Here is a 20,843-nt window from a genome sequence, read left to right on the forward strand (position 1 = left end):
GGTGGAACGACCTACAGCGGCGTACCTGTGACTGGCCCGCCGCGCACTGCCTCCCATCCGGACTTTAACCGTCGGTCCAGGAATTTCACCTGGTCAACCGGCCGCTGGCTGCGGACGGGTCGCGGACTATAACCGCCGGTTCGGAATTACACCGACCCCGGAGTGCGCTGCTACTGGTACTGAAGTCAGTGTGCCACGCCTGATCCGCCCCCATGCGGGTGACGGGCTGTGGCCTGGCTCACAACCGAGCGCACTTTGCCAGGTCGGGATCGGCCAATTCGGCTTTGGTCCAGACCTATTGACGGGCTGGTCTAGTCCTCTTAATGTCTGCTTCACATTCCCGGGAGACAGCCCGTCAGATGTGCGCACATCTGGGGCGATAGCGCCACCTTTCAGTCCGTTGTGTCCTGCCAACCTCCCCTCCCCAGGAGGCACGATCGTGCTGTCCCCCACGCGCACGAGAGCCACGTTGACGGCAGCCGGAGCCGCAGTTGCCGGCCTGCTGTTCAGCTCGCTCTCGACCGGCGTCTCGCACGCCGCCGACAACGAGACCTGTCGTCCCGACGGGCTCTACAAGACCGCGGGCGTCGACGTCCCGTACTGCTCCGTCTACGACTCCGACGGCCGCGAGAAGATGGGCGCCGACCACAAGCGCCGCGTCATCGGCTACTTCACGGGCTGGCGCACCGGCAAGAACGGCGAGCCCGCCTACCTGGCCAACAACATCCCGTGGGACAAGATCACCCACATCAACTACGCCTTCGCCCACGTCGCGAGCGACAACAAGATCTCCGTGGGCGGGGACAGCGCGAACAATGCGGCCACCGGGATGACCTGGCCGGGCGTGGCCGGGGCCGAGATGGACCCGGCACTCCCCTACAAGGGCCACTTCAACCTGCTGACCAAGTACAAGAAGCTGCACCCTGACGTGAAGACGCTGATCTCGGTCGGCGGCTGGGCCGAGACGGGCGGCTACTTCGACGACGGCGGCAACCGCGTCAACTCCGGCGGCTTCTACTCGATGGCCACCAACGCGGACGGCTCGGTCAACACGGCCGGCATCAACACCTTCGCGGACTCCGCCGTCGCGTTCATCAAGAAGTACGGGTTCAACGGCGTCGACATCGACTACGAGTACCCGACCACCATGAAGGACGCGGGCAACCCGCTGGACTGGCAGCTCGCCAACGCCCGTCGCGCCGGCCTGGTCAAGGGCTACGCGGTCCTGATGAAGACCCTGCGGGAGAAGCTGGACGCGGCCGGCGCCGCCGACGGCAGGCACTACCTGCTGACCGTGGCCGCCCCGTCCTCCGGGTACCTGCTGCGCGGCATGGAGACGTTCCAGATGCAGCAGTACCTGGACTACGTCAACATCATGTCGTACGACCTGCACGGCGCCTGGAACGAGTACGTCGGCCCGAACGCCTCCCTCTTCGACGACGGCAAGGACGGCGAGCTCGCCGCCGCCGGCGTCTACGGCAGCCAGCAGTACGGCGGCATCGGCTACCTGAACACCGACTGGGCCTACCACTACTTCCGCGGCTCCATGCCGGCCGGCCGCATCAACATCGGCCTGCCGTACTACACCCGCGGCTTCAAGAACGTGCAGGGCGGCACCGACGGCCTGTGGGGCAAGGCCGCGGCCACCAGCTGCCCGGCCGGCGCGGGTCTGACCAAGTGCGGCGACGGCGCGGTCGGCATCGACAACCTGTGGCACGACAAGGACACCAACGGCGTCGAGTCCCCGGCGGGCTCCAACCCGATGTGGCACGCCAAGAACCTGGAGAAGGGCGTCGTCGGCGACTACGTCACCAAGTACGGCTTCCCTGCCAACACCTCGCTGACCGGCACCTACGCCCGCAAGTACGACTCCACCCTGGTGGCGCCGTGGCTGTGGAACGCGCAGAAGAAGGTCTTCCTCTCCACCGAGGACGAGCAGTCCGTCGCCGCCAAGTCCGACTACGTGGTGGACCGCGGCATCGGCGGCACGATGGTCTGGGAACTGGCCGGCGACTACGGCTACAACACCGCCAAGGGCCAGTACGAAATGGGTGACACGCTCACCACCCTGATGTACGAGAAGTTCAAGAACGCGACCCCGTACGGCGCGAAGAAGGCGGGCGGCACCCTGCCGACCCAGGCCGTGGACGTGAAGGTCGAGTTCACCGACTTCAAGCTCGGCGACTCGAACTACCCGATCACCCCGAAGATCAAGATCACCAACAACACCAAGGCCAGCCTGCCCGGCGGTACGGAGTTCCAGTTCGACTACTCGACGGCGGCTCCGAACAACGCCTCCGACCAGTCCGGCTTCGGCACCAAGGTGATCAGCAGCGGCCACACCGGCAACAACGTCGGCGGCCTGAAGGGCGACTTCCACCGGGTCTCGCTGAAGCTCCCGGCCTGGCAGTCGCTGGCCCCCGGCGCCTCCGTCGACCTGGCCTTCAACTACTACCTCCCGGTGTCCACGCCCTCCAACTGGACGGTGAACGTCTCGGGTACGACGTACGCCCTCGCCGGCGACCTGGCGCGCGGTACCACGCTGGTGGACCTCGGCTCGGGTGGCACGACGGGCGGGACCACGGGCGGGACGACCGGCGGAACCACGGGCGGGACCACGGGCGGGACGACCGGCGGAACCACGGGCGGCACGACGGGCGGAACCACCGGCGGCACGACCGGCGGCAGCACCGGCGGCGGGGGCACCTGCACCAACCCGCCGTACGTCGCGGGCAGCGTCAGCACCGGCGGCACGGTTGTGTCCCACAAGGGCCGCAACTGGAAGGCCAAGTGGTGGACGCAGAACGAGGAGCCCGGCACCACCGGCCAGTGGGGTGTCTGGGAGGATCTCGGCCCCTGCTGACCCGGTAGCGGGCGGCAGCAGCCGATGACGTGAGGACCCGGTGGCCCGGCGGCCACCGGGTTTTCGCATGCCGCCGTCTGGCACCCTCGACCCGTGACCACACCCGACGCCACCACGCTCGCGTTCCAGTCGCACCGGCCCCGGCTGTTCGGCATCGCCTACCGGATGCTCGGCTCCGCCGAGGAGGCCGAGGACACCGTGCAGGACGCGTACCTGAGGTGGCGGGCGGCCGACCGCTCCGACGTCGGGCACCCGGGAGCCTTCCTCGCCAGGACCGTCACCCGGCTGTGCCTGAACCGGCTGGACTCGGCCCGGGCCCGGCGCGAGGTGTACACCGGCCCCTGGCTTCCGGAGCCGGTGCTCACCGGCTCCGGTGTGCTCGGCCCGCTGGAGTCGGCCGAGCAGCGCGACCAGGTGTCGATGGCGCTGCTGGTGCTGCTGGAGCAGCTGACGCCGGCCGAGCGCGCGGTGTACGTGCTGCGCGAGGCGTTCGGCTACGGGCACCGCGAGATCGCCGGGCTGCTGGAGCTCTCCGAGGCGAACTGCCGGCAGCTGTACCGGCGGGCCGGCACCCGGCTGGCGGGCCGCCGCCCGCGGTTCACCGCGGACGACGGGCGGTGGCACGAGCTGGTCGACCGCTTCCTCACCGCGGCCCGCGAGGGCGACCTGGCCGGGCTGGAGCGGCTGCTCGCCACCGACGTGGTGTGCGTGTCCGACGGCGGGGACCAGGTGTCCGCGGCCCGGCGGCCGGTGGTCGGCCGGGACAAGGCGGCCCGCTACCTGCTGGGCACACTGGAGCGGTTCGCGGCCGGCCTGGCGCTCACCCCGGTGGAGGTCAACGGCGGTCCGGGGGTGCTCGTCGGCCCCCCGGAGGCACCGCTGTGCGCGCTGGCCCTGGACTTCCGCGACGGGCTGCTGGAGGCGGTGCGGACGGTGGTCAATCCGGAGAAGCTGGTGTTCCTGCGCGGTCAGCTGTCACATTCCGGCGGGCCGTCCGGTCTGAGCTGAGTACGCACTCCTCCGGCAAAGGCAGGCACAGCGATGAGCACCATCCTCGTCACGGGCGGCACCGGCACCCTCGGCTCCCTCCTCGTCCCCCGGCTGCGGGCCGCGGGCCACGAGGTCCGGGTGCTCAGCCGCTCCTCCCCCGAGTACCCGGTCGACCTGCGGGACGGCACGGGCCTGGACGCGGCCCTGACGGGCGCGGACACCGTCGTGCACTGCGCCTCCTCGCCGTCCGGCGGGGACGAGGAGGCCGCCCGGCACCTGATCGCGGCGGCGCGGCGGGCCGGCCTCGGCCACCTCGTGTACATCTCGATCGTCGGGGTGGACGCCGTCCCGCTGGGCTACTACCGGGCGAAGCACGCGGTGGAGCGGCTGATCGAGCGGTCGGGGGTGCCGTACACGATCCTGCGGGCCACTCAGTTCCACGAGCTGCTGGTGCAGCTGTTCCGCACCGTGTCCCGGCTGCCGGTGCTCCTGGTCCCCGCGGTGCCGGACCAGCCGATCGCCGCCGAGGAGGTCGCCGACCGGCTGGCCGTGCTCGCCGCGGGTGCCCCGTCCGGCCGGGTCCCCGACCTGGGCGGCCCGGAGGTGGCCTCCCTCCCGGACCTGGCCCGCAGCTACCTCCGCACCCGCGGCACCCGTCGCCCGGTCCTCCCCGTCCGCCTCCCCGGCAAGACCTTCACCGCCTTCCGCCAAGGCGCCCACCTCACCCCCACCCGCCCCACAGGCACCACCACCTTCACCACCCACCTCACCGAACCCACAACCAAGAGCGCCCTGTAACGGGTGGTCCGGCGGGGCGAAACCGCTCCGGCCCCGCCCCGCCCGGGAAGGCCAAGATCCGGCAGGACCAACTCCAGCCCCGCCGGCGGTTGAGGCGCGGGTCCGGGCAGCGCCCGGCAGGACGCCCCCGCCCGCCCTGCACGACCCGGCGGGGCAAGATCCAGCCCCGCCGGCGGTTGAGGCGCGGGTCCGGGCAGCGCCCGGCAGGAGGCGGAGCCGCCTGCTACACCACGCCGAACACCGCGTCCTGCGCCGCATCCCGCGCAACCAGCCGCGCCCCCGCCAGCACCGCCGCCCCGCCCAGCGACGACCCCCGCACCACGGTCGGCACCGGCGTCAGCCCCCCCAGCCGAGCCGCAACCCGCCCGGCCAGATCCGCACCACCCGCGAGCCCCAGCTCCCCGCCCAGCACCACGCACCCCGGATCCAGCACGGCAGCCACCGCCGCCGCCCCCACTGCCAGCCGCCCGGCGAACGCATCGAGGAAGCCCTCCCCGGCCGCCCCCGCCACCGCCTCCTCCGCGGTCCCGGCGAAGCCGTGCTCCCGGGCCAGCGCCCCCACCGCCGCCCGCCCCACCAGCGCGTGGAACCCCCCGTCGCACCCGGTCGCCGACGGCAGCCCGCCGGTACCCGGCACCGGCAGGAAGCCGATCTCCCCGGCCCCGCCGGAGGCCCCCCGCCGCAGCCGCCCGTCGAGCACGACGGCGGCGCCCACCCCCGCCCCCAGCCACAGCAGCACGAAGGAGTCGATGTCGCGCGCGGCCCCCAGCCGCTGCTCGGCGACGGCCGCCAGATTGGTCTCGTTCTCCACCCGCACCACGGCCGGCAGCCGGCTCTGCAGCAGCGCGTACAGCTCCCGGTGCCAGGCCGGCAGCCCCGCGGTGTCGCGCAGCTCGCCGGTGGCCGGCGAGACCAGCCCGGGCGCGCCCATCACCACGGTGTGCAGCGCCCGCTCCCCCGCCAGCCGCTCCAGCGCGGCCACCGCCTCCGTCGCGGTGCCGGTGGGCAGCTCGCCTTCGGCCAGCGGGTTGCCCAGCAGGTCGGTGACGACCGCACTGGCCCGGTCCGTACGCACGTCCAGCGCGGCCAGGTGGGCCCGCCCGGCGACGATCCCGTACAGCCGGGCGTTGGGGCCGCGCCGCTGCGCGCCGGACTCCCCCACGACCTCGATCAGCCCGGCCTCGGACAGCCGGTCCACGAGGTCGGCGACGGACGGCCGGGACAGCCCGGTCAGCGTCTTGAGCTGGGTCGCGGTCAGCGGCCCCTCCTCCTGGAGGAGTCGCAGCGCCAGCCGGTCGTTGATCGCCCGGGCCGTACTCGGGGAGGCAGGTGACATCGCGCGCACGCTCCAGAACCTATCGGTGCCCCCGGCGGCCCGTCCGGTCGGGGCCTTAATTATCAGGCAGGCTCCCTGATAGTTTATGGCGCATGACAGGGGAACCCGACCTCACCCCGCGGCGGCTGCGCCGCGCCCGCCTCGCGATCGCCGCCGTCTTCTGCGTGCACGGCACCGTCACCGGCAGCTTCGCCACCCGGATCCCGTGGATCCAGGAGCACGCCTCCCTCGACGCCGGTGCCCTCGGACTGGCCCTCGCCTGCCCCGCCGTCGGCGCGGCGCTCGCGATGCCGCTGGCCGGCAGGATCAACCACCGCTTCGGCGCCCGCACCGCCCTGACCGGCCTGCTCGCCCTGTGGACCCTCTCCCTCGCGCTCCCGAGCCTGGCCACCGGCCTGCCGGCGCTCTGCCTCGCCCTGTTCGGCTACGGCATCGCGGCCGGCATGTCCGACGTGGCCATGAACGCGCTCGGCGTCGAGACCGAGAACCGCCTGGGCCGCTCGATCATGTCCTCGCTGCACGGCATGTGGAGCGTCGGCGCCCTCCTCGGCTCGGCCGGCGGCACCCTCGCCGCGCACGCCGGCACCGACGCCCGGCTGCACCACCTGCTGGCCGCCCTGCTGCTCACGGCCATCGGCCTGGTCGCCTGCCGGGGGGTGCTGGACCTGCGCAGCGCGCCGGACGAGGAGCCGCCGCCGCACTTCGCGCTGCCGCCGCGGTCCGCCGTACTGATCGGGGCGGTCGGGTTCTGCGCGGTGTTCGCGGAGGGCGCCAGCCTCGACTGGTCCGGGGTGTACCTGAAGGACGTGCTGCACACCGACGCCGGTCTGGCCGCCGCCTCCACCACGGCCTTCGCCCTGACCATGGCGGTGGCCCGGCTCGCCGGCGACCGGGTGGTGGACCGGTTCGGCGCGGTCCGCACGGTCCGCACCGGCGGGCTGCTCGCCACCGCCGGCGGCCTGCTGGTCGTGACGGCCGGCCACCCGGCCGCGGCCCTCGCCGGCTTCGGCCTGATCGGGCTCGGCATCGCCGTCGTGGTCCCGCTCGCCTTCGCCGCCGCCGGGCGCAGCGGCCCGGCACCGGCGCAGGCTATCGCGGGCGTGGCCACGGTGACGTACACCTCCGGCCTGATCGCGCCCTCGGCGATCGGCGCGGTCGCCGACGCCAGCTCGCTGTTGGTGTCGTTCGGCCTGGTCACGGCGCTGGCCTTCGCCCTGGTCCCCGGCGCCGCCGTACTCGGTCCCAAGCGGCGCTCCGGCCCCCGGGCCACCGGGTCCGACCAGCAGGAACACACCGGAATCCGGCCGTAGGATACGGTCGGCCGCCCCGCGGCCCGTGATCTTCAGACGACCGGCGAAACGGAGTGGAACATGCGCCTCGGCGTGGGCTGGACCCTGCACGGAGACGGGCGGACCCCGGCCCCGGGGGCGGTGGTCCGCCCGGACGAGCGGCTGTCCTGGCCGCGGACCGCCGGTCTCGGCGCCCAGCACGTCGTGGCCATGTTCGGCGCCAGCTTCGTGGCCCCGGTCCTGATGGGCCTGGACCCCAATCTGGCGATCATGATGTCCGGCGTCGCGACGGTCATCTTCCTGCTGGCCACCCGCGGCCGGATCCCCTCGTACCTCGGCTGCTCGCTGTCGTTCGTCGGCGTGGCCGCGGCGATCCGGGCCTCCGGCGGGGACAGTGCGACCGTGACCGGCGCGGTGTTCGTGGTCGGGGGCGCGCTGCTGCTGGCCGGTCTGGCCGTCCAGCGGTTCGGCGCGCGGATCATCCACGCCGCGATGCCGCCGGTGGTCACCGGCGCCGTCGTGATGCTGATCGGCTTCAACCTGGCCCCGGTGACCGCGTCCGTGTACTGGCCGCAGGACCAGTGGACGGCGCTGCTGGTGATGCTGTTCACCGGCCTCGCGGTGGTCTGCCTGCGCGGCTTCTGGTCCCGGATCGCGATCTTCCTCGGCCTGCTCTTCGGGTACGGCATCTCCTGGCTGTTCGACCGGCTCTTCGGGAAGATCCACTCCACGGCGGGCGGGCCCGAGGCCGTGGACCACTGGCGGCTGGACCTGTCGGGCGTCGGCAAGGCGGACTGGATCGGGCTGCCGTCCTTCCACGCGCCGGCCTTCGAGTGGTCGGCGATCCTGGTCGCCCTGCCCGTGGTGATCGCGCTGATCGCGGAGAACGCCGGGCACGTGAAGGCCGTCGGCGAGATGACCGGCGACCCGCTCGACGACAAGCTGGGCACCGCGATCGCCGCCGACGGCGCGGCCTCGATGCTGTCCACGGCGCTGGGCGGCCCGCCGAACACCACGTACTCCGAGAACATCGGCGTGATGGCCGCGACCCGGGTGTACTCGACGGCCGCCTACTGGGCCGCCGCCGGCTTCGCCCTGCTCTTCGGCCTCTGCCCCAAGTTCGGGGCGGTCGTGGCCGCCATCCCCGGCGGCGTGCTCGGCGGCATCACCGTCATCCTGTACGGCATGATCGGCCTGCTCGGCGCCCAGATCTGGATCAACGGCCGGGTGGACCTGCGCAACCCGCTGAACCTGGTGCCGGCCGCGGCGGGCGTCATCATCGGCGTCGGCGGGGTCAAGCTCCAGATCACCGACAACTTCGAACTCGGCGGCATCGCCCTGGGCACCCTGGTGGTCATCACCGGCTACCACGCCCTGCGCGCCTTCGCCCCCGCCCACATGAAGCAGGCGGAGCCCCTGCTCGACTCGGGGACGTCGGCGTACGACGAGCAGCAGGACGCTCCGTACGAGGACCGGCCCGGCGGGAAGCCGGACGCGAAGCCCGGGCCCGCCGGCCGGTAGGACCGGCACCCGGCCCGGCCCGGTGCGGTGACCGCCGCCGTTTCGCCCAAACCGGCGAAACACCCGGCGACGGCTCCCCTGCGCGGGCCGGGCCTGGGACGCTCTCCCGCATGGCTCAGATGACGGTCGGGGTGTCGCTGGATCCGGTGGTGGCGCGGATGCGCGCGCTGGAGGAACGCCTGCACCCGCGCGACGGCGTGGCGGTGTTCAACCGCGTGTACCTGGCGGTCACGGAGGAGCTACGGCGGCGCATCGACGACGGCGGCTTCCCCGTGCCGCACACGGCCGAGTCGCTGGCGGCGCGGTTCGCCGGCCTGTACCTGGCGGCCGTGGACGCGGCGGCCGCCGACCGGCCGGTACCGGCCTGCTGGCGGCCGCTGTTCCAGTACCGCCGGCACCCCGGCGTACGCCCCCTCCAGCACGCCCTCGCCGGGATCAACGCGCACATCGGCCACGACCTGCCGCTGGCGGTGGTGGCCGCCTGCCGCACCCTCGGGGTGCCGCCGGCCGCCCTGGAGGCCGACTTCGACCGGGTGGGCGACACCCTCGTGGCCCTGGAGGAGCGGATCCGCGAGGACCTGATGCCGGGCCCGGACCTGCTGGAGGTCGCCGATCCGCTCACCCACCTGCTGGGCTCTTGGAGCCTGGACCGGGCCCGGGACGCGGCCTGGTCCTCGGCCCGGCTGCTGTGGACGCTGCGCGGCCACCCGGCACTGGCCGACGAGGTCACCGGCTCGCTCTCGGCCGGGGTCGGTCTGGTCGGCCGCTGCCTGCTCACCCCGTCGGGACGCTGACGGCGCCCCGGACATGGGGACGGGCCGCCCCCGGCGCTGCGTGCGCGGGGGCGGCCCGTTGTCACGGGGGCGCGACCGGAGGTCAGTCCTCCGGCAGCTCGACCGGGGCGATCTCGTCGTAGCGGTCGCCCGGGCCCGGGTTGGTGCCGTCGGTGGCACCGCCGAAGTGGTGCATGACGCCCCAGACCGCGTTCAGCGCGGTCTGCACGGCACCCTCGGCCCAGCCGGCCGTCCAGGAGATGTCGTCACCGGCGAGGAAGATGCCGCGCTTGTCCTCGGGGAGGCGGTCCTGCATGAAGTGCGTGTACAGGCGGCGCTGGTAGCGGTAGTGGCCCGGCAGGTTGGCCTTGAACGCGCCCATGAAGTAGGGCTCGTCCTCCCAGGAGACGGTGACCGGGTTGCCGATGATGTGGCGGCGGATGTCGACCTTGGGGTAGATCTCGCCCAGGGACTTCAGCATGACCTCCATCCGCTCGTTCGCGGACAGCGGCAGCCACTTCAGGCTGTCGTCGCACCAGGTGTACGACAGGCAGATCACGGCAGGCTGGTCCGGGCCGTTGTCCAGCAGGTACGTACCGCGGGTCATCCGGTCGGTCAGCGTCATCGACATGACGTCGCGGCCCGTCTCCTCGTCCTTGTCCAGCCAGAACGGCCGGTCCACGGGGACGAAGAGCTTGGAGGACTCCATGTAGTGGGTGCGCTCGATCGCCGTCCAGTGGTCGATCGGGAAGAGCGAGTCGTCGCACTCGATCTTCGAGAGCAGCATCCACGACTGCGCGGTGAAGATCGCCGCGCGGTAGGTGCGGATGTCGCCGGCGGCGTCGGTGACGGTGATGCGGTTGCCGGCGGTGCGGTGCAGGCGGGTGACCGCCGGGCGCGGGGTGCCGCCGTGCAGGGAGGACAGCGAGGTGCCCTGCGCCCAGTGCACGATCTTCTCCGGCTCGCGCTCCCAGAGGCGCAGCGGCAGCTGCTGGGAGCCGCCGACGATGCCGCGGTGGTGGTCGTCGGCCTCGGTGTAGACGACGCGGAGGATCTCCAGGATGGAGTTCGGGAAGTCGGTGTCCCAGCCGCCGGTGCCGAAGCCGACCTGGCCGAAGATCTCGCGCTTGCGGAAGGACTTGAAGGCCTCGGACTTGCAGAGGAAGCCGTAGAAGGTCTCGTCGTCGAGCTTCTCGACGAGCTTGGCCCAGATCTCGCGGATGCGCGGGACGTCCCGCTCGCGCATCGCGGTGTTCATGTCCGAGAAGTCGGCGCCCTCTTCGAGGCAGGCGTTCCAGGCCTCGGCGACGTCGCGGTAGATCTGCGGGAGGTCGGCGATGGTCTCGGCGTAGTGCGTCTCGCCCTTGAGGTCGACGACCGTGGAGGGCGTGGCCTCGGCCAGCGGGTTCGGGAAGGGCTCGGTGGTCAGGCCCACCAGGTCGATGTAGTGCTGGAGCGCGGTCGACGAGGGCGGGAAGCGCATGGCGCCCATCTCCGCCGTCAGGCCCTCGGTGCCCTGGCCCTCGAAGCCGACGGTCCGCAGCCGGCCGCCGATCTGGTCCGCCTCGTAGACGACGGGCTTGAGGCCCATCTTCATCAGCTCGTACGCCGAGATGATGCCGGACAGGCCGCCGCCGATGACCGCGACCTCCGCGCCGTGCTCGGTCGCCGGTATCTGGCCCAGGCCCGCGGGGTGCGCCAGGAAGTCGTCGTAGGCGTACGGGAAGTCCGGACCGAACATGGTGATCGGCGGCTGGCCGTCGGTGTGCGGGACGGCGGTGGGGACCGTGGACGTCATGGGGTACGGCTCCTTGCGGGCAGGGGGGTGCAGGGGGAGGGCGGGGAGGGCGGCGCGGGTCAGACGAGGGAGGCGTAGAGCCCGGGGCGGCGGTCGCGCAGGTACGGGTTGTTCTCCCGCGAGGCGGCCAGCAGCTCGGGGTCGACCTCGCCGAAGACGATCTCCTCGCCGCGGCCGGCGCGGGTGCGGGTGACGCCGTCGGGGCTCGCCAGGCAGCTCAGGCCGACGAACTCGAACTCGCCCTCGGGGCCCGTCCGGTTGACGTACGCGACGTACATCTGGCTCTCGAAGGCCCGGACCGGCACCAGTTGTTCGGCGACGAACTGGAACGGGTGCATCTGCGCCGTGGGCACGACCAGGAAGTCGGTGCCCGCGAGGGCGTGGGCGCGGACGTTCTCCGGGAACTCGACGTCGTAGCAGATCAGGATCCCGACCGTGAGCCCGCCGAGCTCGGCCTGGACCACCGGGACGTCGCCCGGCACGAAGCTGTCCTGCTCGAAGCAGCCGAACAGATGGGTCTTGCGGTAGTTCGCGAGCGAGGCGCCGTCGGGGCCGATGAGCTGCGCCGAGTTGTAGACGGCCTCGCCGTCGCGCTCGGGGTAGCCGTAGAGGACGGCGATCCCGTGGCGGCGGGCGATCTCCCCGATGGCCCGCGCGGACATGCCGTCGCTCGCCTCGGCCAGCCGCGGCACGTCCTCGCCGATCGCGTACCCGGTGAGGAACATCTCCGGGCTGATCAGGAGGCCGGCTCCGGCGCCCGCCGCACGCTCGGCCGCCTGTTCGAGGACCTTCAGGTTCTCGGCGACGTCACCGAGCCGTCCGGAGCTCTGAAGCAGTGCGGTGCGCAGCTGGGGCATGAGCGACCTCTGAGACGTGAGGGGGTTTGTGGGGACCTTTAGACCGTACGGTGCGTCCTTCGGCCCGGACAAGGCGCGACCATTGCACGCTGCTGAACGATTCGTTGCGCGTTATGCGCGCGAAACGGCGATTCGTTGTGCGTGGGTCCCGTCCACGGGACAGTCCCGGCCCCCGCTCGTACGCAGCGGATCAGCCCGGGGCGCCCGAGGTGAAGCGCCTGAGCAGCGGAGACAGCACGAGGACGGACTTGGTGCGCTCCACGAACGGCTCGCCGGCGATTCGTTCCAGGACCCGTTCGAAGTGGCGCATGTCCGAGGCGAAGACCTGGACGAGGGCGTCCGCGTCGCCGGTGACGGTCGACGCGGACACCACCTCGGGGTACCGCTCCAGCCCCCGCCGGATGTCGTCCGGCGAGGTGTTGTGGCGGCAGTAGATCTCGATGAAGCCCTCGGTCTCCCAGCCCATGGCGGCCGGGTCGACGCGGACGGTGAAGCCGGTGATGGCCCCTTCCGCCCGGAGCCTGTCCACGCGCCGCTTCACCGCGGGCGCGGACAGGCCGACCTCGGAGCCGATGTCCGCGTAGGAGCGGCGGGCGTCCTCGGCGAGGGCGTGGACGATGCGTTCGTCGAGATCGTTCAGGCGCACGGGGCTTGGATCACTTATCTGTCAGTTCCTCGGCCGCGGCCAGCGCGGTCAGACCCAGGCTGGAGCGGCGCATTCCGTAGAGGAAGTAGATCACGAGTCCGACGGCCATCCAGCCACCGAAGTACGCCCAGGTGAGCCAGGGCAGCTCGTACATCAGGTAGGCGCAGAAGACGAAGCCGAGGATCGGGGTGACCGGGAACAGGGCGACCTTGAACGTCCGGTTCATGTCCGGGCGGGTGAAGCGCAGGATCACGACGGCCGCATTGACCAGGGCGAACGCGAAGAGCGTGCCGATGCTGGTGGCGTTGGCCAGCTCGCCCAGCGGGATGAAGGCGGCGAGCACGGCGCAGAACAGGCAGACGATGATCGTGTTGATCCGGGGGGTGCCGGTCTTCTCGTCGACCTTGGCGAACGCCTTGGGAACCAGGCCGTCGCGGGACATCGCGAACAGGATGCGGGTCTGGCCGTAGAGGACGGCGAAGACGACGCTGGCGATGGCCACGACCGCGCCGGCGGCCAGCACGACGCTCCAGAAGGAGTGACCGGTGACGTCCTCCATGATCTGGGCCAGGGCGGCCTCGCTGCCCTCGAAGTCCTGCCACGGCATGGCGCCGACGGCGACGAGCGCGACCAGGCAGTAGAGCACGGTGACGATCAGCAGCGAGAGCATGATCGCGCGGGGCAGGTCCTTCTTCGGGTTCTTGGCTTCCTCACCCGCGGTGGAGGCGGCGTCGAAGCCGATGTACGAGAAGAAGAGCATCGAGGCGGCGGTGCTGATGGCGGTGACGCCGAGCGGGGCGAGCGGGGTGTAGTTGCCGGCCTTGATGCCCATGAAGCCGATGACGCAGAAGAGCACCAGCGTGACGATCTTGACGCCGACCATGATCGAGTTGATCCGGGCGCTCTCCTTGGCACCGCGGAGCAGGAAGACCATGCAGAGCAGGACCACGACGAGGGCCGGCATGTTGATGTAGCCGCCCTCGCCCAGCGGGGCGGAGAACGTCTCGGGGATGGTGATCCCGACGGTGCCGTCGAGCAGCTCGTTGAGGTACTGGCCCCAGCCGACCGCCACGGCGGCGACGGAGACGCCGTACTCCAGGACCAGGCACCAGCCGCAGATCCAGGCGACCAGCTCGCCCATGGTGGCGTAGGCGTACGAGTACGAGGAGCCGGAGACCGGTATGGAGCCCGCGAGCTCGGCGTAGGACAGCGCGGAGAACAGCGCGGTCAGGCCGGCCACGATGAACGCGATCCAGACGGCGGGGCCCGCGATCGGGGTCGCCTCGCCCAGCACCACGAAGATGCCGGTGCCCAGGGTGGCGCCAATGCTGATCATGGTCAGCTGCCACATGGTCAGCGAGCGCCTGAGCGATCCGCCCTCGCCGTGGCCGCCCTCGGCGACCAGCTGCTCCACCGGCTTGCGGCGCAGCAGCGGGTTGCGGGGGCCGGCTGCCGCGGGGGACGAAGCGGGCGAAACGGGTGGCGCCTGGCCGTGGTCCAGCACAGGGGTACTCCTTGTCACTGCGGGGAGAGGGGTTGGCATCGACCGCAGCGATCCGGAGCGGGGCCACCCTGAACGAGAGCAGGGTCGGGCCGGGGGACCGCGGGCAGGGCGGTCGCACCACTCCACGTACAGCGAGTGAGCCTACGAGCTGGGGGTTCCCGCCCGTAATGCACCATCCTTGCACGTTCGTGCACGATCATTGCGCGCATTGGACCGGAATGGCCCTTTGTTGCGCATGACCGTTCGATCGCTGCGTGGTCTGGACCACCAGCCGCTCTTGACAACCTGTCAGAAATTGGGCTCCGTTGCCTCTGCTCAGCCATGTCTCCCGGCGTCCCGGGCAGGCTCGCTGGGCAGGGATGGGTGTGTGTTTCCGCATCGGACGATCGGAGGGGCCCGGTGAGCAGACCGGTGGGCGGTCAGGAGACCCGGGGGGCCGGGGAATGGCACGGGGAGTGGCTGGACCCGCTCGCCTTCCTGCGCGGGGTGGCCTGGCTGGAGGGCGGCCGGGTGGTACGGGCGGACCCCGCGGACTCGATGCGGCTGCCCTGGGACACCGGGGAGCGGGCCACCCTGCCGATCGGGGTGCGGCTGGAGTTCCGGGCCGGGCCGGGCACCACGGCCGTGGAGATCCGCTACCGGGCCACCGTCCCGGGCCCCACGGACTCCCTGCGTGACCTTGCGCACGTCTTCTCGCTCTGGAACCGGCACGGGCTGCTGCGCGAACTGTTCACGGACCCCGCGGAGGAGTCCGTGGTCCGGATCACCCTGCCGGCGGGCCTCGGCCCGTACACCGTGTACCCGCCCGAGGCCCAGTCCCCGCTGGTCCTCGGCGTCCGGGGGATCGGCGGCCCGGTGCTGCCGGCCGAGCCGGCGCCGCGCTGGGTGGTGCACGGTGACTCGATCACCGAGGGCTGGTGGTCCACCCGCCCCGCGCACGGCTGGCCCGCCGTCGCCGGCCGCGCCCTCGGGGTCGACACGGTGAACCTCGGGTACGCGGGCGCCGCCCGCGGCGAACTGCCGACCGCGGAGCAGCTCGCCACCCTGCCCGCCGACCTGATCACCCTGGCGTTCGGCACGAACTGCTGGTCCCGGATCCCGTACTCGGTGCCCCTGCTGTACGAGACCACCCGGGCCTTCCTCGACCTGATCCGCCAGGGTCACCCCGAGACCCCGCTGCTGCTGGTCTCCCCCGTGCTGCGGCCCGAGGCCGAGCACACCCCCAACCGGCTCGGCGCCACCCTCGGCGAGCTGCGCGCTGCGATGGAGCGTGCGGTCCGGGACCGGATACTCGGCGGCGACCGCCGCCTCGCCCTGCTGCCGGGCCTGCCCCTGCTGCGCCCGGAGCACCTCGCCGACGGGCTGCACCCCAACGACGAGGGGCACGCCGTGCTGGGCGCCGCGGTGGCCGCCTCCCTGCACGAGGAGGGCTTCGCGTAGGCGGCGGCCGTACGAGTACACCGGCCGGACGGGCGCATCGGCCGTACGGGCGCGGAAAGGTCCGTGGCCCCCGTCCGGAACGGATCGGGGGCCACGGACCTCTGTGCAGGCGGTGACTAGCTCCAGCTGGCGTGCAGCGGCTTGCCCTCGGCGTAGCCGGCCGCGGACTGGATGCCGACGACGGCCTTCTCCTCGAACTCCGCCAGGGAGCCGGCACCGGCGTAGGTGCAGGAGGAGCGGACGCCGGCGATGATCGAGTCGATCAGGTCCTCGACGCCGGGGCGCTGCGGGTCCAGGAACATCCGCGAGGTGGAGATGCCCTCCTCGAAGAGCGCCTTGCGGGCCCGGTCGTACGCGGACTCGTCCGAGGTGCGGTTGCGCACGGCGCGGGCGGAGGCCATGCCGAAGGACTCCTTGTACAGGCGGCCGTCGGCGGCCTGCTGGAGGTCGCCCGGGGACTCGTACGTGCCGGCGAACCAGGAGCCGATCATCACGTTCGAGGCGCCGGCGGCCAGGGCCATCGCCACGTCGCGCGGGTGACGGACGCCGCCGTCGGCCCAGACGTGCTTGCCGTACTTCTTCGCCTCGGCGGCGCACTCCAGCACCGCGGAGAACTGCGGGCGGCCCACGCCGGTCATCATGCGGGTGGTGCACATGGCGCCGGGGCCCACACCGACCTTGATGATGTCGGCGCCGGCCTCGACGAGGTCCTTGACGCCCTCGGCGGCGACGATGTTGCCGGCCACGATCGGGACCTGCGGGTCCAGCGCGCGGACCAGCTTGATCGCCTCGATCATCTTCTCCTGGTGGCCGTGCGCGGTGTCGATCACGAGCACGTCGGCGCCCGCGTCGAGCAGCTGCTTGGCCTTGCCCGCCACGTCGCCGTTGATGCCGACGGCGGCCGCGATGCGCAGCTTGCCCTCGGCGTCGACCGCCGGGCTGTACAGGGTCGCGCGCAGCGCGCCCTTGCGGGTCAGGATGCCGACCAGCCGGCCGTCGGCGTCGACGGCGGGAGCCAGCTTGCGGTGACCGGCGTCGAGCTGGTTGAAGGCCTCGCGCGGGTCCATGTCGGCGTCGATGAGCAGCAGCTCCCGCGACATGACCTCGGAGAGCTGGGTGAAGCGGTCCACTCCGGACAGGTCGTGCTCGGTGACCACGCCGACCGGGCGGTGGTCCGCGTCCACGACGACACCGGCGCCGTGCGCCCGCTTGGGCAGCAGCGAGAGCGCGTCGGCGACGGTCTGGGTGGGCGCCAGGGTGATCGGGGTGTCGAGCACCAGGTGGCGGGTCTTCACCCAGGAGATGACGTCGGTGACGACCTCGATGGGGATGTCCTGCGGGATGACCACGAGGCCGCCGCGGCGGGCGACCGTCTCGGCCATGCGGCGGCCGGCGATCGCGGTCATGTTGGCGACCACCAGCGGGATGGTCGTGCCGGTGCCGTCGGGCGCGGAGAGGTCGACGCCCTGGCGGGAACCGACCGCGGAACGGCTCGGCACCATGAAAACGTCGTCGTACGTCAGGTCGTACGGCGGCTTGAGGTCATTGAGGAAACGCACGTGCAGACATCCCAGTCGATCGGAGGTACCTCGGACAGGGCGGCAGCCGAGGAAAACGCACGTACTTCATTCTCCCATGTCCGGACCATTGCGACTCCCGGGACAATCGTCCAGGACATACCGGGCCGGTTGGTCTCTTCCTACGGGTCTTTCTGCCCGGACGGCCGCCACGGCGGCCGGAATCCGGTGGTGCGGCGGAGCCGGAGGCAGGTCCGGGGCGGCCCGGCGGCCGCCGCCGAGCACCGCGGCCGCGTGGGCGACGCTGGCGAGGGTGGCGTGGTGGTGCCAGCCGCGGAAGGAGCGGCCCTCGAAGTCGCGGATGCCGACCCGCTCGCACACCTCGGCGCAGTCGAGGTCCACCCGGTCGGCGAGCTTGGCGAGCAGGAACAGCTGGGCGGGCGTCCGGTCGGCCACGTTGGTGATCCAGAACTCACCGGGCTGCGGCTCGTCCCCGGCCCAGGCCCCGAGCAGCAGCAGCGGAGCGGGCACCGGGACCGCCGGGCCGGACCCGCGGTCCGCGGCGGGGGCGGCGGTCACGGCGGTTGCGGCCAGCCGGGTGACCGCTCCCCCGGCCCCGCCGGGCCGGGTCCACTCGACGGTCCGCCGGCGGCCCCGCAGCGCGGCGGCGACCTCGCGGGCCGGTGCGGCGGGCGGGCCGCCCCGGGCGCGGCCCGAGCCGCAGCCGGCGACCGGCAGGTCGCCGTCCACCTTGAGGACGAAGGGAATGCCCCGGAGGGCGAACGCCGCGGCGCACGGCAGGAATTCGGTGCGGCCGACCTCCATCACCACGGGTCTGCGCCGCAGTTCCCAGCCGGACGCCATCCGCAGCACGGCCAGTACGGCGTCCTGCGCGGGGCTGAGGGCGCGTGCGGTGTCGGGGATGCCGGCCCGGCGGCGCAGCCGTTCGCTGGTCCACGGCACGGGGAGGGTCAGGCTCCACTCGACCGGGAAGCCGGCCTCGCCGCTGGCCAGCCAGATCCCGTTCGCCTGCTGGCAGTTGGCGGTGCGGCCGAGCTGCGGGACGAACTGCCGGCCGACCCCGACGGAGCGGTCCCCCGCCTTCTCGATGACCAGCGGCCGGACCACCCAGGCCAGCGGCGCCGGCACGGTCCCTTCGAGGTACCGGGCGAGCGAGCGGCGGACCGGTGTCCAGTCCCAGGGCGACTTGCTGATGAACTGCTGGAGGCTCTGCTCGACGGAGCCCGCGTCGGCCCCGGCGATGTTGCGGATGGTCTTCTTCCCCGTGGTGGAGAGGAGGCCGTTCAGGTAGACGCGGGCCCAGTTGCGCTGGTCCCGCCGGGGTAAGGACTCGTAGAACAGCGGTACGAGGGCGTCGAGCGATCCGGCGGCCGCCTCCGACGGCTCCTCCGGCAGGACTCTGCAAGCCACGTGTGCCTCCCCTTCCCCGCTGTTCCCGTCGGTGCAACGGCAGAGAGCGGGCGCGCCGCGCCCTCCCCGTGACGCTACCCGGATGCGAGGAGGACCACGAGCCCCGGGCCGCCGTCTTCGTCCGCCGCCGCAGACCCGGCGCCGGCGCCGGCCCCTTCCGCCCAGTAGTCGGAGGCCCCCTCCAGCACCTCGCGGAACACCTCCCAGTCGTGCGGCCGGGTCTTCGCGTACTCCTGCCAGGCGGTGACGGCGAGCAGCACCCGAACCCCCTCCTCCGGATGCCAGACGGGGTCGGTGAGCACGTCGGCGAGCGCGTCCCAGTTCCGCCCGAACCACTCCGGCAGCTCCAGGGTCCGCGCGCACCGCTCCATGAGCGCCGCCTTGGTCCGTACGCCGTCCAGGTCGAGCACGACCACGGCCCGCCCGGACTGCCGGGCGGCCGCCACGGCGGGGGCGAGCGGCTGGGGGTCCAGAGTCATCGGAGCACCGCCTTGAACGTCTTGTAGTGGTCGTCCGTGTAGTAGAACTCCACCTGGCCACCGGTCACGATGCGGCGCGCCCCGCGGGTCGGCGAGCCGGGGGTCTTCACCGTGTACTCGTGGTAGTAGCCGCGCTTCTGACGGGGCAGCACCCGCTCGAAGTTCCCGAAGACGGTGCCGTCCTGGCGGTACGGGTAGGGGCCGCCGCGGTCGATGAGGCGCAGGGTGTCACGGGCCTGCGACGGCAGGTCCGCCTCCCGGACCGTCTTCATCCCCCGCGCCCAGCCCGGGACGGCCGTGGCCGTCCCGGAGCGGCCGGGGGTGGCCTTGGCGCCGGGTGATGCCGGTTTCCCGGCCGTGCACCCGGCCGCGGCGGCCACCAGCGCGGCACAGAGGAACACGGCCCCGAGGGCGCGCAGCACCGGCGGCAGGACGTTCCGGAAGATCATGCTCCGATGCTGGCAGACGCACCGGCCGACCGCGAACCGCCGACGCGCCGACGGCGCGCGGTCACGCGGTCAGCGTGTCCGGGTCCGCCCGGTCCAGGGCCGGGCGCAGGCCGGGCGCCGACTCGGTCAGCAGGTAGTCCGCGGCGGCGGTGTCCGTCACCAGGCTGGTGACCAGCCCGGAGCGCAGCACGGCGCCGATCGCCGCGGCCTTGCGCAGCCCGCCGGCGATGGCGACGACCTCGGGGATCCGGCGCAGCCGGTCCGCCTCGACGGTGATGCAGCGCTCGCCGAGGTCCCGGCCGACCCGGCGGCCGTCCTTGTCGAAGAGGTGCGCGGACATCTCGGCGGCCACGCCCAGCGAGGCGTAGTGGGCGCGCTCCTCGTCGGTCAGCATGTCGTGCACGGTCGAGATGCCCGGCTCCCAGGAGCCGATGGAGACGGCGGCGACCGTCACCTTGTCGAAGTACTCGAAGGCGCGCGCGATACCGGTCTGGTTGCGCAGCGCGGCCGCGGTCGCCGGGTCGGGCAGCAGCATCGGTGCGTAGATGGGGTGCGCATCGCCGCCGGACACCTGGGCGGCCCGGCGTACGGCCTCCACGGAGCCGCGCTCGGCGGTGCCCGCGTCGTACACGCCGGTCAGCTGGACCACGGTGCACGGGGGCAGCCGGTGCAGGGCCGCCGCCATGTGGATGGTGGAACGGCCCCAGGCCAGGCCCAGCACGTCGCCCTCGTTGACCAGCTCGCCGAGCAGGTCGGCGGCGACGGCGCCCAGGTTCTCCGGGTCCGGGGCGTCCTCGGCGGCGTCCGCCGGGGACTCCACGACGACCGCGTGCCGCAGCCCGTACCGGGCGCGCAGCGCGTCGGAGCGCTCCGCGTCCAGCTCGGCGGGCACCCGGATCTCGATCCGGACGAGATCGCGCTCCAGGGCGGTCTCCAGGACCCGGGCCACCTTGAAGCGGCTCACGCCGAACTCCTCGGCGATCTGGATCTTGGACTTGCCCTCCAGGTAGAAGCGGCGGGCCATGGCCGCCGCCTGCACCAGCTCCGCGGGTCCCATCCGCAGGGCTGACCGACCCGCCGACACACCAGACACCGCGATCTCCTTAGCTTTGTTCACACTCTCGACTCGCCGTTCATCCTGTCAGATCCGGC

The 20,843-nt window shown here is 72.5% G+C and carries 17 protein-coding genes and 1 riboswitch; of the genes, 7 read left to right on the forward strand and 10 right to left on the reverse strand.

Translation table 11 applies throughout. The features are described from left to right. Positions 1-39: 39 nt before the first annotated feature. Positions 40-170, reverse strand: a riboswitch (FMN riboswitch). A 269-nt stretch (positions 171-439) separates the two neighbouring features. The 3 genes from LG634_RS10575 (at position 440) to LG634_RS10585 (ending at position 4,651) form a co-directional block, all read left to right on the forward strand. Continuing rightward, complete coding sequence (locus LG634_RS10575) at positions 440-2,863, forward strand: chitinase C-terminal domain-containing protein (protein ID WP_226733442.1); 2,424 nt, start codon at positions 440-442, stop codon at positions 2,861-2,863. 93 nt (positions 2,864-2,956) lie between these two features. After that, complete coding sequence (locus tag LG634_RS10580; protein ID WP_226733443.1) at positions 2,957-3,871, forward strand: RNA polymerase sigma-70 factor; 915 nt, start codon at positions 2,957-2,959, stop codon at positions 3,869-3,871. A gap of 33 nt (positions 3,872-3,904) precedes the next feature. Further along, entirely contained in the window at positions 3,905-4,651 is a 747-nt protein-coding gene (locus LG634_RS10585) for an SDR family oxidoreductase (protein WP_226733444.1), read from the forward strand. 223 nt (positions 4,652-4,874) lie between these two features. Here LG634_RS10585 and LG634_RS10590 read toward each other — a convergent pair whose 3' ends face one another. Next, positions 4,875-5,987, reverse strand: coding sequence for an ROK family transcriptional regulator (locus LG634_RS10590; RefSeq protein ID WP_226733445.1), 1,113 nt, complete (start codon positions 5,985-5,987; stop codon positions 4,875-4,877). Positions 5,988-6,079: 92 nt separating this feature from the next. Here LG634_RS10590 and LG634_RS10595 point away from each other — a divergent pair, with 92 nt between their 5' ends. The 3 genes from LG634_RS10595 (at position 6,080) to LG634_RS10605 (ending at position 9,591) form a co-directional block, all read left to right on the forward strand. Beyond that, entirely contained in the window at positions 6,080-7,297 is a 1,218-nt protein-coding gene (locus LG634_RS10595) for an MFS transporter (RefSeq protein WP_226733446.1), read from the forward strand. A gap of 60 nt (positions 7,298-7,357) precedes the next feature. After that, positions 7,358-8,797 carry a uracil-xanthine permease family protein gene (locus LG634_RS10600; RefSeq protein ID WP_226733447.1) on the forward strand — a complete coding sequence of 480 codons (1,440 nt, stop codon included), beginning with the start codon at positions 7,358-7,360 and terminating at the stop codon, positions 8,795-8,797. Positions 8,798-8,907: 110 nt separating this feature from the next. Continuing rightward, positions 8,908-9,591, forward strand: a complete 684-nt coding sequence (locus LG634_RS10605; RefSeq protein ID WP_226733448.1) for a DUF5995 family protein — start codon at positions 8,908-8,910, stop codon at positions 9,589-9,591. Positions 9,592-9,673: 82 nt separating this feature from the next. Here the strand turns inward: LG634_RS10605 and LG634_RS10610 are convergent, their stop codons facing one another. The 4 genes from LG634_RS10610 to LG634_RS10625 form a co-directional block, all read right to left on the reverse strand. Then, positions 9,674-11,368 carry a flavin monoamine oxidase family protein gene (locus LG634_RS10610; protein ID WP_226733449.1) on the reverse strand — a complete coding sequence of 565 codons (1,695 nt, stop codon included), beginning with the start codon at positions 11,366-11,368 and terminating at the stop codon, positions 9,674-9,676. Positions 11,369-11,427: 59 nt separating this feature from the next. Beyond that, positions 11,428-12,225, reverse strand: coding sequence for a carbon-nitrogen hydrolase family protein (locus tag LG634_RS10615; protein ID WP_226733450.1), 798 nt, complete (start codon positions 12,223-12,225; stop codon positions 11,428-11,430). A 190-nt stretch (positions 12,226-12,415) separates the two neighbouring features. Then, complete coding sequence (locus tag LG634_RS10620) at positions 12,416-12,871, reverse strand: Lrp/AsnC family transcriptional regulator (RefSeq protein ID WP_226733451.1); 456 nt, start codon at positions 12,869-12,871, stop codon at positions 12,416-12,418. 10 nt (positions 12,872-12,881) lie between these two features. Further along, positions 12,882-14,375 (reverse strand): amino acid permease, encoded by a 1,494-nt coding sequence (locus LG634_RS10625; protein WP_226733452.1) that lies wholly within the window; start codon positions 14,373-14,375, stop codon positions 12,882-12,884. A gap of 399 nt (positions 14,376-14,774) precedes the next feature. On the opposite strand from LG634_RS10625, the gene LG634_RS10630 reads away from it, so the two are divergent. Beyond that, positions 14,775-15,815, forward strand: a complete 1,041-nt coding sequence (locus LG634_RS10630) for a GDSL-type esterase/lipase family protein (RefSeq protein ID WP_226733453.1) — start codon at positions 14,775-14,777, stop codon at positions 15,813-15,815. Between the two features lie 116 nt (positions 15,816-15,931). On the opposite strand, the gene LG634_RS10635 is transcribed toward LG634_RS10630, so the two are convergent. The 5 genes from LG634_RS10635 to LG634_RS10655 form a co-directional block, all read right to left on the reverse strand. Next, on the reverse strand, positions 15,932-17,380 hold the full coding sequence (locus tag LG634_RS10635; RefSeq protein WP_264202976.1) for a GuaB1 family IMP dehydrogenase-related protein: 1,449 nt from the start codon (positions 17,378-17,380) through the stop codon (positions 15,932-15,934). A 60-nt stretch (positions 17,381-17,440) separates the two neighbouring features. Further along, positions 17,441-18,763 (reverse strand): IS701 family transposase, encoded by a 1,323-nt coding sequence (locus LG634_RS10640; protein ID WP_226733455.1) that lies wholly within the window; start codon positions 18,761-18,763, stop codon positions 17,441-17,443. Positions 18,764-18,837: 74 nt separating this feature from the next. Beyond that, positions 18,838-19,242: a barstar family protein gene (locus LG634_RS10645; protein WP_226733456.1), complete on the reverse strand. Its 405-nt coding sequence runs from the start codon at positions 19,240-19,242 to the stop codon at positions 18,838-18,840. Next, positions 19,239-19,691 (reverse strand): guanyl-specific ribonuclease, encoded by a 453-nt coding sequence (locus tag LG634_RS10650; protein ID WP_226733457.1) that lies wholly within the window; start codon positions 19,689-19,691, stop codon positions 19,239-19,241. The genes LG634_RS10645 and LG634_RS10650 overlap by 4 nt, the downstream gene beginning before the upstream one ends. Before the next feature lie 61 nt (positions 19,692-19,752). Beyond that, complete coding sequence (locus LG634_RS10655; protein ID WP_264202978.1) at positions 19,753-20,748, reverse strand: sugar-binding transcriptional regulator; 996 nt, start codon at positions 20,746-20,748, stop codon at positions 19,753-19,755. Positions 20,749-20,843 lie beyond the last annotated feature (95 nt).

The sequence above is a fragment of the Streptomyces bambusae genome, assembly GCF_020532645.1.
GTDB classification, from domain to species: domain Bacteria; phylum Actinomycetota; class Actinomycetes; order Streptomycetales; family Streptomycetaceae; genus Streptomyces; species Streptomyces bambusae.